This window comes from Novosphingobium sp., assembly GCF_965214355.1.
GTDB lineage: Bacteria > Pseudomonadota > Alphaproteobacteria > Sphingomonadales > Sphingomonadaceae > Novosphingobium.
In genome coordinates this window covers 2,909,658-2,925,479 of the sequence record NZ_CBDCBI010000002.1, presented here as the reverse complement: position 1 = coordinate 2,925,479, position 15,822 = coordinate 2,909,658, and the positions used below count along the sequence as shown (strand labels likewise).

Sequence of the window (15,822 nt, the reverse complement as noted above, 5' to 3'; positions counted from 1 at the left end):
ACCGGACTCGTCAGCAATCAAGTTCAAAGTCCTTGAATACGAAGCAAAAGTGCGGTTGGGCAATGCGTATCGTCTCGAATTCGGCGGTATCGGGATATCGTTCGCGGCACGGGCATCGCGCGCTGATCCGGAACATTTGGGCGATCTCCCCATTTTTCCTGTCGTGATTCAAGCACAGGAGAATTCGATGAAACTGGGCAATATCGGCGGCGTGCTGGCCGCCGCTTCGCTGGCCATGGCGGGCCTGTCCGGCTGCACGCACAGCCGTGTGGCCAATGGCGCGCTGATCGGTGCAGGCGCCGGCGCAGTGGTTGCAGGCGTTGCCGGCGGCGGGGTTCTGACCGGCGCAGCGATCGGGGCCGCAGGCGGTGCCGTGGTTGGCGCGATCACACGTCACGACGATGGCCAATGCTATCGCCATGACCGGGATGGCCGCGATTACCGCGTCGATTGCCGCTGAGCCCACCACAGCGTGCTTTTGACGCCGTGAACGGGTAACTGCCATCTGGCGTATCGCGGCGCGATGCGCCAGAGTGGCGAAATGTCAGACCATGGTGCCGAAACCGCGCTCCGCGCCGGTCGCAGTTTTGCCGCGCGGGTTGACTGGAATCTGCTGCGCACGTTTGTCGAGATCGTCCGTGCGGGCGGGATCGGCGCAGCGGCGCGCAAGCTCAATCGGCAGCAGCCCACGATCAGCGTCGCGTTGAAGCGGCTGGAAGACACGGTTGGCACGCAATTGCTGATGCGATCGGCGCAGGGCGTCGAACTTACGGTAGCGGGCCGTGCGCTGCTGCTGATCTGCGAAGACATGTTCGAGGCGGCGCGGATGGTGCCGCACCAGGTCGCGCAAGCGATGAAGCAGGTCCAGGGACTGGTCCGCATCCAGATGATATCATCGATCGTGTCGCCCGAATTCGACGAGGCGATCGCGACATTCCGCCGCCGGCACCCCGCGATCCAGATCGAACTGCGTGTGTCTCCGTGGCGTGAAGTGCTCGAATCGATAGAGCGCGGCGAAGTGGAAATCGGCGTCGGTTGCGACAGCGGCGTGCGCGCCGGGCTCAATTACGAGCCGCTGTTTGTCGAAGTTCAGCAGATCTACTGCGACCGCAATCACCCGCTCTATGGCCGCCGCGTCGCGCGATTGAACGATCTGCGCGATCAAGGCTTCGTGCTGACCGGCAATGACGAACTCGACACGATCACGCGGCTGCGCCAGCGGTATGGCCTCGGCACTGTGGTCAACGGCTTGGCCGAAGATGTGCATGAGGCCAAGCGCCTGATCAGCCTGGGCGTCGGCATCGGGTTTTTGCCGGTGCTGGCCGCCGAGGACCTGGTCGCGCGCGATCGGTTGTGGCCGCTGTTGCCGCGCGATGCCGAACCGTCGTACGACATCTATCTGCTGTCGCGCCAGGTGCCGACGCGCGACACGCCCACGCAATTGTTCCTGGACGAAATCCTGCGCCGGTTGCGCGCGCGGCCGCAGGGTTCGGGTGGATGACGCTCGCCTTGTTCGTCATGGCGGATTCGCTTCGCCACGACGTATGCGGGGCGGGCAATACCCTCGCTTACCCATAGATTTTTTCTATGCCCAACATCGCCAATCTCGCTCTAGCGTGATGGCCCGCGCTTGGGCACTTCCCGCAAATGCCACGACATAAGGAAATCCTGCCGTGATCCGTTCGTTGCGTATGACGCTTGCCTGCGCCAGCCTGCTGGCGCTTGCCGCCTGCGGCCATTCCAAATCCGGCGCGGCCGGTGCCGACGGCATTGCGGCCGAGGCGCCGAAAAAGGATTTCACCATCGGCTGGTCGATCTATGCCGGATGGATGCCCTGGCCTTATGCGCAAGAGTCCGGGATCGTGAAGAAATGGGCCGACAAATACGGTATTTCGATCAAGCTGGTGCAGGTCAACGACTACGTCGAATCGGTCAACCAGTACACTGCCGGCAAGTTGGATGGCGTGGTTGCGACGTCGATGGACGCGCTGACCATTCCGGCCGCAGGGGGCAAGGACACGACCGTTGCGATCATCGGGGATTATTCCGATGGCAACGATGGCGTGGTGCTGAAGAATGCGAACACGATCGGCGATATCAAGGGGCGTTCGGTCAATCTGGTCGAATTGTCGGTGTCGCAGTATCTGCTGGCGCGCGGGCTGGAAAAGGCCGGGCTGAAGCTGTCGGATGTCAAACTGGTGAACACCGGCGATGCCGATATCGTCGGTGCGTTTGCTTCGCCGACAGTCAACGCGGTCGTCACCTGGAACCCGCAATTGTCGGAAGTGAAAAAGGCCGCTGGCGCAAAACTGGTGTTCGACAGCCATCAGATTCCCAACGAGATCCTCGACGTCATGGCGGTCAGCTCTGCAACGCTGAAGGCCAATCCGGCGCTGGGCAAGGCGCTGGCGGGTATCTGGTACGAAACGATGGCAGCCATGCACAAGGCCGATGCCACCGGCAAAGCGGCGCGCGCGCAGATGGCCCATGACGCAGGCACCACGCCCGAAGGCTATGACGCGCAACTGGCGACGACGCATCTGTATTACACGCCAGCCGATGCACTCGCGCTGGCCAAAAGCCCCGATTTGATGACGGTGACCGATCGCGTGCGGCAGTTTGCATTTGCCAAGGGCCTGTTCGGCCCGGCGGCGACGACGGTCGATGCGATCGGTATCGCGTTTCCGGGCGGCAAGACGCTGGGCGATCCGGCGAATGTCAAATTGCGCTTCGACCCGGCGTTCATGCAGCTTGCCGCCGACGGCAAGCTGTAAAACCATGACCCGCGTGATCAATCTGCGGCCCAGCCGGCGCGGGCGGATTGTCGCGGGCGCGGTGCCGATCCTGATCCTGATCATCGTTTATGCGATTGCCGCCGCCCTGCGCCATGCCGACAATCCGGCGGACAAGGTGCTGCCCACGATCGGCGCGATGGGCGCGGCGCTGTGGCGCATGGGGGCCCAGGTCGACCCGGTGACGGGCCAGATCACGCTGCTGGCGGATACATTGGCCAGTTTGATGCGGCTGGGCGCGGGACTTGCGCTGGCGACCGTGACCGCGCTGGTTATCGGTCTGTTGCTCGGGGTCATGCCACTGGCACGCGCCATTTTGGGGCCGATGATCACCGTGATCGCGGTCATCCCGCCGATCGCGGTGCTGCCGATCCTGTTCATCGCGCTGGGGCTGGGCGAAGCTGCGAAAATCGCGCTGATCGCGATCGGCATTGCCCCGTATATGACGCGCGACCTGGCGTCGTATGTCGCCGGATTGCCCGCCGAACAGTTCATCAAGGCGGAAACGCTGGGCGCCAATTCGTGGCAGGTGGCCATCCGGGTCGCTCTGCCGCAATTGATGCCGCGCCTGATCGAGACGCTGCGGCTGTCGATGGGCCCGGCGTGGGTGTTCCTGATCGCGGCCGAGGCGATCGCGTCGGATGTCGGGTTGGGCTACCGGATATTCCTCGTCCGGCGCTATCTCGCGATGGATATCATCCTGCCGTATGTGGCGTGGATTTCGCTGCTGGCGATCGTGGCCGATACGCTGCTGCAGGCGATTTCGCGGCGTGGTTTTCCCTGGGCGGCCGCACGATGAGCGACGCTCTGCTCGAACTGAAAAACGTCTGGGTCGAATACGGCGACAAGGTCGTGCTCGAACGCGTCAATCTGGCCATCGCGCCGGGCTCGTTCGTGTCGGTGGTCGGGCCGTCGGGCGCGGGCAAGAGCACGTTCCTGCGGCTGATCCTGGGGCAGGAAGCGCCGACCAAGGGCAGCATCCTGCTCGATGGCGCGCCGATGCGCGCCGAATGCGGGCCCGATCGCGGTGTGGTGTTTCAGCGGTATTCGGTGTTCCCGCATCTGACCGTGCTTGGCAATGTGCTGTTCGGGCTGGAATGCGCGGGCGCGCCGGTACTGGGCCGGCTGTTCGGCGCGCGTCGCCGCGCGGCGGTGGCCGATGCCGAGGCAATGCTCGACGCGGTCGGGCTGAGCCACGCGCGCGACCAGTATCCGGCACAATTGTCGGGCGGCATGCAGCAGCGGCTGGCGCTGGCGCAGGCGCTGGTGAAACACCCGCGCGTGCTGTTGCTCGATGAACCGTTCGGCGCGCTCGATCCGGGCATCCGCGTCGATATGCACGAGCTGGTCACGCGGCTGTGGCGCGAACACGGGCTGACCGTGGTGATGGTCACGCACGACATTGCCGAAGCGTTCAAGCTGGGCACGCGCGTGCTGGCATTCGACAAGCGCCGCCATGATCCCCATGCGCCGCACCGTTACGGCGCGACGGCAACATATGATGTGCCGCTGTTGCGCAAGATTTCCGCGAGTTCCTGAATGATGCAGCCGTTCCGCAAAGTCCTGATCGCCAATCGCGGCGCGATCGCCTGCCGCATCATGCGCACGTTGCGTGCCATGGGCATCGGCTCGGTCGCCGTGTTCAGCGAGGCCGATGCCGGTTCGCGCCATGTCGCGCTGGCGGACGAGGCGGTGCTGATCGGGCCCGCGCCGGCCAGCGAAAGCTATCTGAATATCCCGGCGATCCTGGCGGCGGCCAGGGCCACCGGCGCGCAGGCGATCCACCCGGGTTACGGGTTCCTGTCGGAAAACACCGCCTTTGCGCAAGGTTGCGCCGATGCCGGCATCGTATTCATCGGGCCCAGCGCCGAAAACATCCTGGCCTTCGGGCTGAAACACACCGCGCGTGACCTGGCGCAGGCGCATGGCGTGCCGCTGGCGCCGGGGTCGGGCCTGTTGACCGATGCCGCCGCTGCCGCCATCGAAGCCGCGCGGATCGGCTATCCGGTGATCCTGAAGGCCACCGCCGGCGGGGGCGGGATCGGCATGAAAGTGTGTGCCGATGAAAGCGAACTGGGCGATGCGTTCGCGATGGTTGCGCGGCTTGGCGCGGGCAATTTCGGCAATGGCGGCGTGTTTCTGGAACGCTATGTCGCGCTGGCGCGGCATATCGAGGTGCAGGTGTTCGGCGATGGCGCGGGGCGGGTCGTGGCACTGGGCGAACGCGACTGTTCGCTGCAACGGCGCAACCAGAAAGTGGTCGAAGAGACCCCCGCGCCGCATCTGCCGCCGGCCACGCGCGCCGCGCTGATCGACGCAGCGGTGCGGCTGACGGCAGGCGCCGATTACCGTTCGGCCGGGACGGTCGAATTCCTGTACGATGGGCAGCGCGACGATTTCTTTTTCCTGGAGGTCAACACCCGGCTGCAAGTCGAACATGGCGTGACCGAGCAGGTTACGGGTGTCGATCTGGTCGAATGGATGATCAGGGGCGCGGGCGGCGATTTCTCGTTCCTCGATGACTTTGTCGCCGAGCCCAGGGGGCATTCGATTCAGGTGCGGCTGTACGCCGAAGACCCGTCGCGCGATTTTCAGCCGAGTTCGGGGCGGCTGGTCGAAGTCGCATACCCCGACCGGAATGCCGGCCTGCGCGTCGATGGCTGGGTCGAAAGCGGCAGCGATGTGCCCGCCTGGTACGACCCGATGCTGGCCAAACTGATCGTCACGGCGCCGACCCGCGATGAAGCGATCGCAGCGATGCAGGCGGCGCTCGACCAAACCCGGCTGGCGGGAATCGAAACCAATCTGCGCTGGCTGCGCGCTGTCGTGCGCAGCCCGGCGTTTGTCAGCGGGCAAGTCTCGACCCGCGCGCTGGGCGAACTTGCGTGGACGCCCTCGTCGATCCGCGTGCTGGGCGCGGGCGCGGCGACCACGGTGCAGGATTATCCGGGGCGCACCGGGCTGTGGGATGTCGGCGTGCCGCCATCGGGGCCGATGGATGCGCTATCGTTCCGGTTGGGCAATCGCCTGCTGGGCAATCGCGAAGACGCGGCGGGGCTGGAAATTACCGCTGCGGGGCCTTCGCTGCAATTCATGGGGCCGGCGCGCATCTGCCTGACCGGCGCCGATTGCGGCACGACGCTTGACAGCGTCCCCGTGCCGCGTTGGACACCGGTTGCGGTTGCGGCGGGGCAGGTGCTGCGCGTCGGGCGTGTCCAGGGCGGCGGGATGCGCGCGTATTGCATGCTGGCGGGCGGGATCGATGCGCCGTTGTATTTGGGCAGCCGCAGCGCGTTTACCCTGGGCGAATTCGGCGGCCATGCCGGCCGCGCGGTGATGACCGGCGATACCTTGCACCTGCTGACCGATGCGACCGGGCCGGAAACGCCATTGCCTGCCGCCCTGGTCCCGCCGATCGGTCACGAATGGAGCATAAGCGTGCTCTATGGCCCGCATGGCGCGCCCGATTTCTTTACCGATGCCGACATCCGCATGATCCGCGAAACAGCCTGGCAGGTGCATTACAATTCGAACCGCACCGGCGTCCGGCTGGTCGGGCCAAAGCCCGAATGGGCGCGGCGCGACGGCGGCGAAGCGGGGCTGCATCCGTCGAATATCCACGACAATGCCTATGCGATCGGCGCGGTCGATTTTACCGGCGACATGCCGATCATCCTCGGGCCCGATGGGCCGTCGCTGGGCGGTTTTGTCTGTCCGTTCGTGGTGATTGCGGCCGATCTGTGGAAAGTCGGCCAATTGTCGCCGGGCGATACAGTGCGGTTCGCGCCGGTGTCCGAGGCCGAGGCGCGCTGGGCGGAAGGCGCGCAGGATGCGCTGATCGCAACGCTGACCGCGCCCGCGCCGTTTGCGGGCGACCCGATGCCGCCGGCATCACCGGTGCTGCACACGATCGCCGGAGATGGCACGCGGCCAGCGGCAACGTATCGGCGCCAGGGGGATCGGCATCTGCTGGTCGAATACGGTCCGATCGTGCTCGATCTGGAACTGCGGCTGCGGGTCCATGCGCTGATGCTCGAGCTCGACCGGCTGGCGCTGCCGGGGGTGATCGACGTGACGCCGGGCGTGCGGTCGGTGCAGATCCATTACGATGCGCGCGTGCTGGTGCAATCGGCACTGATGGAGGCGCTGATCGCGGCGGAGCAACGGCTGGGTGGGCTCGATGATTTCGCGATCCCGTCGCGCGTGGTGCATCTGCCGCTGTCGTGGGCGGACCCTGCGATCTACCAGACGATCGACAAATACATCAGCGCGGTGCGCGACGATGCGCCGTGGTGTCCCGACAACATCGAATTCATCCGCCGCGTGAACGGGCTGGACAGCGCCGAACAGGTCAAACAGATCGTGTTCGATGCCGATTACCTCGTGCTCGGGCTGGGCGATGTCTATCTCGGGGCGCCGCTGGCGACGCCGGTTGATCCGCGCCACCGCCTCGTCACCACCAAATACAACCCGGCGCGCACGTGGACCCCGCCCAATGTCGTGGGCATCGGCGGCGCGTATATGTGCATCTATGGCATGGAGGGGCCGGGCGGATACCAGCTGTTCGGCCGCACGATCCAGGTGTGGAACACGCATCGCCAGACGCAGGCGTTCCGTGATGGCAAGCCATGGTTGCTGCGCTTTTTCGACCGGATCAAATTCTTTCCGGTCAGCCATGACGAACTGACGCAGTGGCGCCATGATTTCCCGCTTGGGCGGCGCGAAATCGCAATCGAGGAGGGCGAATTCCGCCTGTCGGACTATCGCGCGTTTCAGGCCAAGCATGCTGACAGCATCGCTGCGTTTCAAACGACGCGCCAGGCCGCGTTCGATGCCGAGCGCGCGGCGTGGCAGGATAGCGGCGAATTCGACCGTGTCGCCGCGTTGGTCGATGCGGGCAGCGGCTTCGTCGATGATGGTGCGATCGACGTGCCCACCGGGTCCGAACTGGTCGAGGCGCCGTTCGGCGGCAGCGTGTGGAAAATGCTCGCCTGCGAAGGGCATACCGTCGCGCTTGGCGAACCGATCGCGGTGATCGAGGCGATGAAGATGGAATGCCCGGTGCCCAGCCCCGCAGCGGGCGTGGTGCGGCGTGTCTATGTCAGTGAGGGCCAGGTGATCCAGCCAGGCGCCGCCATGTTGGCGATCGAACCCGCATGACCCACCCCACAACCGTCGCAGAGATCGCGCAGGGCGTGCGCAGCGGCGCATTCCGGGCCGAAACCATCGCGCAAATGGCGCTGGCGCGGATCGCGGCCTATGCCGAAATCCAGCCGGCGGTGTGGATCCACCGGCTGCCCGAGGCTGCGGTGCTGGCCATGGCGCGTGCGGTGGACGCGCGGATTGTCGCGGGCGAAGTGCTGCCGCTGGCCGGCGTCCCGTTTGCGATCAAGGACAATATCGACCTGGCCGGCGCGCCCACCACCGCCGGCTGCCCCGATTTCGCCTATGATCCCGCAGTGTCATCGGGCGTCGTCGCGCGGCTGATCGCGGCGGGCGCGGTGGCGATGGGCAAGACCAATCTCGACCAGTTTGCCACCGGTCTCAACGGCACGCGCAGCCCGCATGGCGCGCCGGCTTGCGTGACGAACCGCGCCTATGTCAGCGGCGGATCGAGCTCGGGCTCTGCCGTGGCGGTTGCGGCGGGGCTGGTGCCGTTTGCGCTGGGCACGGATACCGCCGGATCGGGCCGCGTGCCCGCTGCATTCAACGGTCTGATCGGGTTCAAACCGACCAAGGGCCGGTGGAGCACCGCAGGCGTGGTGCCCGCGTGCCGCTCGCTCGATTGCGTCACGGTGTTTGCCCACAACCCCGCGGATGCCGCGCTGGTCGATGCGGTCGCGGCCGGCGCCGATGCCGCGGATCCGTGGTCGCGCAGCGAGGCGGACCAGCCCCTTGCGCTATCGCGCGTCGGGGTGCCCTTGCCGCACCAGCGCCAGTTCCTGGGCGATCCGGCCTCCGAACGCCTTTACGATCAGGCACTCGAACGACTGGTCGCGATGGGCGCCACGCTTGTCGACATCGACCTTGCTCCGCTGTCGGAGGCCGCGCGGTTGCTGTATGACGGGCCGTGGGTGGCCGAGCGAACTGCCGCGATGGCCGACTTTCTGGCGAGCCATCCAGACAGCATCGATCCGGTTGTGCGCACGATCGTCGAAGGCGGCCAGGGGCGCAGCGCGGTCGAGGTGTTCAGGGGCATTTACCGCCTGGCCGAGCTGAAACAGCAGTCCGATGCGATGTGGCGCGATATCGACGCGCTGTTCCTGCCGACAACGCCGACAATCTATCGGCTGGTGGAAATGCGCGCGGCGCCGATCGCGCTCAACAGCAATCTGGGGCTCTATACCAATTTCGTGAACCTGCTCGACATGGCCGCGATCGCGGTGCCGGCGGGCTGGCGGCCCAATGGCACCGGCTTTGGCGTGACGCTGATCGGCCCGGCCTGGACCGACCGCGCGCTGTTCGATTTCGCCGCGCAATGGCTCGCCGATGATCCCTATCCGACGCCCCCACTCGATTTGGAGACCCCGATGGAAACCGTTCACCTCGCCGTTGTCGGCGCGCATCTCGAAGGCATGCCGCTGCACTGGCAACTGACTTCGCGCAATGCCAGGCACGTCGCCACCACGACCACGGCGCCGACGTACCGCCTCTATGCGATGGCCGACAGCGTGCCGCCAAAGCCCGCGCTGATCCACGATGCCACCGGTGCGGCGATCGCGGTCGAAGTCTACGAGCTCGACATGGCGGCCTTCGGCAGCTTTGTCGCCGAAGTGCCCCCGCCGCTGGCGATCGGCACGGTCACGCTGGCCGACGCAAGCACGGTCAAAGGCTTCGTTGCAGAGCCACGCGCGCTGACCGGCGCAACCGATATCACCGAACTTGGCGGCTGGCGCGCGTTCATCGCTTCGCGCACCTGACATTGCATGGTGCCGTGAATGGCTCCAGTATCCGGCACATGATCGACTGCTAGAGGTTGCCAACTTCACCCAAGCTGACCTGGCCTGGAACGCGTGGTTCAAGGCACGACAGATCGAACCCTTTGCACGTCACCGACGAAACGTTTGCGCAAAGGCCCGTTGCTACGGTTGCCGATATCTGTGCGGCGCTCGGCGTCGATCCCGGGGCGTGCGCCCCGCTCGTCCCGGCTGTCGCAAAGCTGGCCGATAGCATCAATGCCGAATGAATCGCACGCTATCGCGCGGCTTTATAACGCACCGCGCATAGACAAAATCTATGGCTATCATCAAAAATTGGCATCTAGCATGATGGGTGCCTTATCCCCCATTCTGTGCCCGAACCGAAAACGGGGCATGGGGAATCACCGCGATGACAGTTGGCAAAGTGGCTTCGCGCCGGATTGCGTTTACCGCCGCGACCTCGGCCTTTGCGCTGGTGCTGATGCCCGGCCCCGGCATGGCGCAGGTGGCACCCGCCGCGTCAGCGCCCGGTGCGCCTCCCGCTGACACCGGCGGCGAAATCATCGTGACCGCGCAGAAGCGCAGCGAAGATATCCGCACCGTGCCGATCAGTCTGTCGGTGCTGTCGGGCAATGCGTTGCAAGACCAGAAGATCGCCAATTACGACGATCTCAGCCGCGCGGTTCCGGGCGTGGCGTTCAACACCGTCGCGGGCGAGGAAGGCCGCACGAATATCGTGATCCGCGGGGTCAGTTCGACATCGGGGGCCTCGACCGTCGGGCTCTATCTCGACGATGTGTCGATTACCGTGCCCAATTTCTATCGCGATGGGTCGATCGAGGTGCGTCTGCCCGATATCGCGCGCGTCGAAGTGCTGCGCGGGCCGCAGGGCACGCTGTATGGCGACAGTTCCGAAGGCGGCACGATCCGCTACATCACCAACCCGGCGAGCGCGGACAGGTTCGGCGCGACATTGACCGGAGACTTGTCGACCACCGAACACGGCGGCGGCAATGCCGCGACCAGCGCGACGATCAACCTGCCGGTGATCGCCGACAAGCTGTCGCTGCGCGCCAGTGTCAATTATCAGCACGACAGCGGCTGGGTCGACCAGTATTCGCAAACCGGCGCGCTGCAGAAACTTGGCGTCAACAGCAGCCACAGCCTGACCGCGCATGTCAGCGCGACGTACACGCCCGATTCCACGCTGACGATCACGCCGGCGTTTTTCTACCAACGCGCGATCAACGACGACAACGCCGCGTTTTATCCGGATCTTGGCCTGTGGAAACAGGACAAGGAAGTGCCCGAGCCAAGCCAGGACACCTTTGCTCTGGGCAGCCTGACGATCAAGAAGACGATGGGCTTTGCCGACCTGACTTCGGTCAGCGGGTATTACCGCCGCATCGCTACACGGCAGGAAGACGGGACGTATTTCAACAGCGGCGCATTCGGCCTCTTTTTCCTCGATCCGATCTATCCGCAGTACCAGGCGCAGAACGACGGGATTATCGCCAATCTGCCCTCGGCGGTGCATATCCGCACGCAGTACGAACAGTTCAGCCAGGAATTGCGGCTGTCGTCGAATGACACCAGCGCCGGGGCCAGATGGCTGAAATGGGTCGCCGGCGCGTATTATGCGACGCAGAAAGTCCACAACACCGATTTTCAGACGATCGGCAACGTCAATTCGGTCTTCCAGTCGATCTATGGCACGACCATGGAAAACTCGCTTGTCGAAACGATCTATGGCAATCCGGCATATGGCCAACCCGGCGGCGGCCCTGCGATCACGCTGTTTCCCGGCAACGTCGATGAAAGCGATGATCGCACGTATCGTCAGCAGCAGTATGCGGTGTTCGGACAGGCCAGCATTGCCTTTGCCCGGGGCTGGAAACTCGACCTGGGCGCGCGCTATTCCGCCGCGCACGAGGATTACAACTCGGTCGAAACGGGGTTCTACCAAATCGGCAACCTGGGCTATCAGACGCCGGGCCAGCCGGCATCGGCGCCTTATCTGCAGGATGCGACCAGCCACGCGTTCCTGCCCAAGGGCACGTTGTACCACGATCTGGCGCCGACCAGCTCGGTCTATGCCTCGATCGCCAAGGGATACCGGCTGGGCGGGCCGACCGGGCCGATCGTGTTTGGCCCGACATCGGTGTGCGGCGGCGATTTCAACAATATCGGCCAGACCAGCCAGCCGACACATTTCGATGGCGACAGCCTGTGGACGTATGAAATCGGCTCGAAAAACGATTTCGCCAACCACCGCATCCGCTTCAACGCCTCGGGCTATCTGACCAACTGGAAAAACATCCAGCAGCAGATCTATCTGCCGACCTGTGGCTATTATTTCACCAGCAATGTCGGCGATGCGCGGATCTGGGGGGCAGAGGCCGACGTGTCGGTCAAAGTCATGCGCGGCTTTTCGCTGAGCGCGACGGCCAGCGCGAACAATGCGAAAATCATCCGGTCGAACAACCCGATCGATGTGTCGGTGGGTCAGCATCTGATCGATGTGCCGGGCTTTACCGCGTCGGCCGGGGTCAATTACCTGCACCAGGTCACGCCGACGGCGGCGCTGGTGGGCCTGGTGAATTATGCCTATACCGGGCATAGTTACGGCAGCTATCTGCTGACCGACACCAACTACTACAACCCCGGCTACAGCGTGGTGAACGCCAGTCTGGCGCTGCGCTTTGGCCCGCACGAGGTTTCGGTTTACGTCAAGAACCTGTTCGACGACAAGACGATCATCCAGCGCCCGGAGATCAACACCGTGACCGAAGGCTATACCGTGCATCCGCGCACGATCGGCCTGTCGCTGAAACTTGTGGACTGACATGATGACCAGCACGACTTCCGATACGACCGGCGCGCGCGCCCACGCGCGCGCGATGGCGGGCACCCGGGTCGACGCGATGCCCACGATCCCGGCCACTGCCGCGACCGACCTGCCGCCCGGCGTGGCGGCCGACGACGTGGTGTGGGACGAAACGATTGCCGCCGGCGGTTATGCTGCTCGCGTGCTCAGGCGCGGCAGCCGCCTGCGGCTGACCGATCTGCAAGGCGACGGCGCGGTGGCGATGCTGGTGTTCAACGCCGAGCGCCCGGTCGAGCGGCTGAATGTTGCCGACACCGTCAAGATCCAGTGGAATGCCTATCTGGGGCAGGGTCGGTTCCTGCTGTCGGACATGGGCCGCGTGCTGCTGTCGGTGATCGAGGATGATACGAAAGGGAGCGATGCATTTTGCGGCGCGTCGAACCAGGCGTCGAATGCCCGCAAATATGGCGACGGCGCCAACCACGGCGCACATCCCAATGCGCGCGACCGCTTCGTGATCGCACTGGCCAAATACGGCATGACGCGGCGTGACATTCACCCGTGTGTCACCTGGTTCAAGCCGGTGGCGATCGCGGCGGATGGCGCGATCGAGCTCGATGTCGGGCCGCACGCCCCCGGTCAGCACGTCACGTTACGCGCGGAGATGGACGTGATCGTCGTGCTGGCCAATTGCCCGCATGTGCGCGATCCGCGCGCGGGCTACACAGTGACTCCGGTGCGCGCGACCGCGTGGGCCGGGCCGGTGACGCCGCCCGATGATGCAGTGCGCAACGCCACGCCCGAAGGCTTGCGCGCATTCGAAAATGTCGAAGATTATTACCGCCGGTGAGGGTACACGATGATTCCCAACGCTCCTGTTCCCGATCTGCCCGGGACGATCGTCCATGACGAAATCGTTGCCGCGCGCGCGCCGTGGCATCACCTGGTCAAGGCCGGCGAGACGCTGCGCATCGTCGATCTGGAGGGCAACCAGGCGGTCGATTTCCTGATCTACGCGACGTCGGACGATGCCGAACGGTATAGCGCGCACGATACGATCGCGGCGCAGGGCAATGTCTATCTGACCAGCGGCACGCCGCTGCTGTCGAACGAGGGCCGCGTGATGATGACGGTCGGATCGACCTCGGTCGTGCGGCACGATACGATCGGCGGGGCGTGCTCTTGCGAATCCAACACGTTACGTTACGGTCATCATACCAAGTCGCAACATGCCTGTGTCGACAATTTCCTGCTCGCCAATGCCGATTTCGGCCGCACCAAGCGCGACATGGTGTCGAACATCAATTTCTTCATGAATGTGCCGGTCGAAGCCGACGGTTCGCTCGGCATTGTCGACGGGATTTCGGCGCCAGGGCTGCATGTCGACCTGATCGCGGATATGGACGTGGTCGTGGTGGTGTCGAACTGCCCGCAGATCAACAATCCGTGCAACGGTTTCAACCCGACGCCGGTGCGGATGATCATCGCGGCACCGGGGTGATGCCCTATCGGGCAAACCTGTAAAATGCAGTTAACTTTGGTTAATATCAATACCAATTGCCAGCTACCGCGCTATTCCGACCGGCTGACCCCGTTAACCGGGGCACCAGTTTGGAGAGCGTTACCCATGACCACCACGACACCCGGCTTTCTCGACCGGGCGCGAACCATCGCACCGGCCGGTTTCAATCGCTGGCTGGTTCCGCCCTGTGCGCTGGCCATGCATCTCAGCATCGGCATGGCATACGGCTTCTCGGTGTTCTGGCTGCCGCTGTCGCGCGCGATCGGTGTCGCGCAGCCGGTGGTATGCAAGGGCATGACGCTGGCGCAGGCGATCACCACCACGACATGCGACTGGCGGGTCAGCGATCTGGTGTGGACCTATTCGATTTTCTTCGTCGTGCTGGGCGCGGCGGCCGCGATCTGGGGCGGGTGGCTCGAACGGGTCGGTCCGCGCAAGGCGGGCGTGGTGGCCGCGTGCTGCTGGGCGGGCGGGATCGCGATCGGTGCGGTCGGCGTATCGTGGCACCAGTTGTGGCTGGTGTGGCTGGGTACCGGGCTGCTCGGCGGGATCGGGCTGGGGCTGGGCTACATCTCGCCGGTCTCGACTCTGATCAAATGGTTTCCCGATCGGCGTGGCCTGGCCACCGGCATGGCGATCATGGGCTTTGGCGGGGGCGCGATGATCGGCAGCCCGCTGGCCGACAAATTGATGAAGCATTTTGCCGGCACGCATGACACCGGCGTGTGGCAGACGTTCCTGGTCCTGGCGGCGCTGTATTTCGTGGCGATGATGGCCGGCGCGCTGGGCTATCGCGTGACTCCCGAAGGCTGGCAGCCGGCGGGCTGGACGCCGCCTGCGGCCAAGGCCGGCGCGGTGACCGGCGGCTATGTCCATCTGGATGACGCGCACAAGACGCGGCAGTTCTGGATGATCTGGGCGGTGCTGCTGCTCAATGTCTCGGCTTCGATCGGGATCATCGGCGTGGCGTCGCCCATGTTGCAGGAGGTGTTTGCCGGGCGCCTGATCGGTCAGCCGCTGGTGGCCTTCGGCGCGCTCGATGCGGCGCAGAAAGCGGCGGTCGCGGCGGTCGGTGCCGGGTTTGTCGGGGTGATCAGCCTGTTCAATATCGGCGGGCGCTTTGCCTGGGCCTCGTTTTCGGATCGGCTGGGGCGCAAGACGACATTTGCGGTCATGACTGGCATCGGTGCGCTGCTGTACGGTCTGGTCGCGCCCACGCTGATTGGCGGGTCGGTCGGGCTGTTCATCCTGGTGTTCTGCCTGTGCGCATCGATGTACGGCGGCGGCTTTGCCACGGTGCCGGCGTATCTGGCGGATATGTTCGGCACGCGCTTTGTCGGCGCGATCCATGGCCGGCTGTTGACGGCGTGGTCGACCGCAGGCGTGCTGGGGCCATTGATTGTGACGACCATGCGCGACAAGGCCCTGGCCGCAGGCGTCCCCGCTGCAGCGGTCTATCCGCCGATCTACTGGGTGCTGGGCGGGCTGCTGGTGGTGGCCTTCGTGATCAATCTGCTGATCCGTCCGGTCGATCCGTCGCTTTTGCGTCAGGCCGAAGCCACGGCAACCGGCGCAGACAGGACAGCCGCTTATGCCGAACCCATCCGTGCATCGCTCAGCCCCGCGGTCGTAGTGGCCTGGGTCCTGGTGCTGATCCCGATCGGGTGGGGCATCTGGCAGACGGCGGCGAAGGCGGCGGTGCTGCTGCGCTAGGTTATCCCCGTTTTCGTGACGGAAACCGTGCCGCGCCGCGCGCATGCG

At 64.9% G+C, this 15,822-nt stretch carries 12 protein-coding genes; all 12 read left to right on the top strand.

The annotated features are described in order from the left end of the window. Nucleotides 1-187 precede the first annotated feature (187 nt). A complete protein-coding gene (locus tag ACOOE2_RS13725; protein WP_420383550.1) occupies nucleotides 188-460 on the top strand; it encodes a hypothetical protein in 273 nt (90 codons plus the stop codon). 81 nt (nucleotides 461-541) lie between these two features. After that, nucleotides 542-1,501, top strand: a complete 960-nt coding sequence (locus tag ACOOE2_RS13720) for a LysR family transcriptional regulator (RefSeq protein WP_420383549.1) — start codon at nucleotides 542-544, stop codon at nucleotides 1,499-1,501. 190 nt (nucleotides 1,502-1,691) lie between these two features. Next, complete coding sequence (locus ACOOE2_RS13715) at nucleotides 1,692-2,774, top strand: putative urea ABC transporter substrate-binding protein (RefSeq protein WP_420384617.1); 1,083 nt, start codon at nucleotides 1,692-1,694, stop codon at nucleotides 2,772-2,774. Between the two features lie 4 nt (nucleotides 2,775-2,778). Then, the gene (locus tag ACOOE2_RS13710) at nucleotides 2,779-3,591 is read left to right on the top strand and encodes an ABC transporter permease (protein WP_420383548.1); all 813 of its coding nucleotides are present in this window, start codon (nucleotides 2,779-2,781) and stop codon (nucleotides 3,589-3,591) included. Then, complete coding sequence (locus ACOOE2_RS13705) at nucleotides 3,588-4,331, top strand: ABC transporter ATP-binding protein (RefSeq protein WP_420383547.1); 744 nt, start codon at nucleotides 3,588-3,590, stop codon at nucleotides 4,329-4,331. The genes ACOOE2_RS13710 and ACOOE2_RS13705 overlap by 4 nt, the downstream gene beginning before the upstream one ends. 3 nt (nucleotides 4,332-4,334) lie before the next feature. Next, nucleotides 4,335-7,952 carry an urea carboxylase gene (gene uca / locus ACOOE2_RS13700; RefSeq protein ID WP_420384616.1) on the top strand — a complete coding sequence of 1,206 codons (3,618 nt, stop codon included), beginning with the start codon at nucleotides 4,335-4,337 and terminating at the stop codon, nucleotides 7,950-7,952. Then, a complete protein-coding gene (atzF, locus tag ACOOE2_RS13695) occupies nucleotides 7,949-9,712 on the top strand; it encodes an allophanate hydrolase (protein WP_420383546.1) in 1,764 nt (587 codons plus the stop codon). Before uca ends, atzF begins: the two co-directional genes overlap by 4 nt. A gap of 56 nt (nucleotides 9,713-9,768) precedes the next feature. Beyond that, nucleotides 9,769-9,978, top strand: coding sequence for a Stf0 family sulfotransferase (locus ACOOE2_RS13690; protein ID WP_420383545.1), 210 nt, complete (start codon nucleotides 9,769-9,771; stop codon nucleotides 9,976-9,978). Between the two features lie 143 nt (nucleotides 9,979-10,121). After that, complete coding sequence (locus tag ACOOE2_RS13685; protein ID WP_420383544.1) at nucleotides 10,122-12,557, top strand: TonB-dependent receptor; 2,436 nt, start codon at nucleotides 10,122-10,124, stop codon at nucleotides 12,555-12,557. A gap of 4 nt (nucleotides 12,558-12,561) precedes the next feature. Then, a complete protein-coding gene (locus ACOOE2_RS13680) occupies nucleotides 12,562-13,389 on the top strand; it encodes an urea amidolyase associated protein UAAP1 (protein ID WP_420383543.1) in 828 nt (275 codons plus the stop codon). 9 nt (nucleotides 13,390-13,398) lie between these two features. Continuing rightward, nucleotides 13,399-14,040, top strand: coding sequence for an urea amidolyase associated protein UAAP2 (locus ACOOE2_RS13675; RefSeq protein WP_420383542.1), 642 nt, complete (start codon nucleotides 13,399-13,401; stop codon nucleotides 14,038-14,040). Between the two features lie 126 nt (nucleotides 14,041-14,166). Further along, complete coding sequence (locus ACOOE2_RS13670) at nucleotides 14,167-15,774, top strand: OFA family MFS transporter (RefSeq protein WP_420383541.1); 1,608 nt, start codon at nucleotides 14,167-14,169, stop codon at nucleotides 15,772-15,774. Nucleotides 15,775-15,822: the final 48 nt, after the last annotated feature.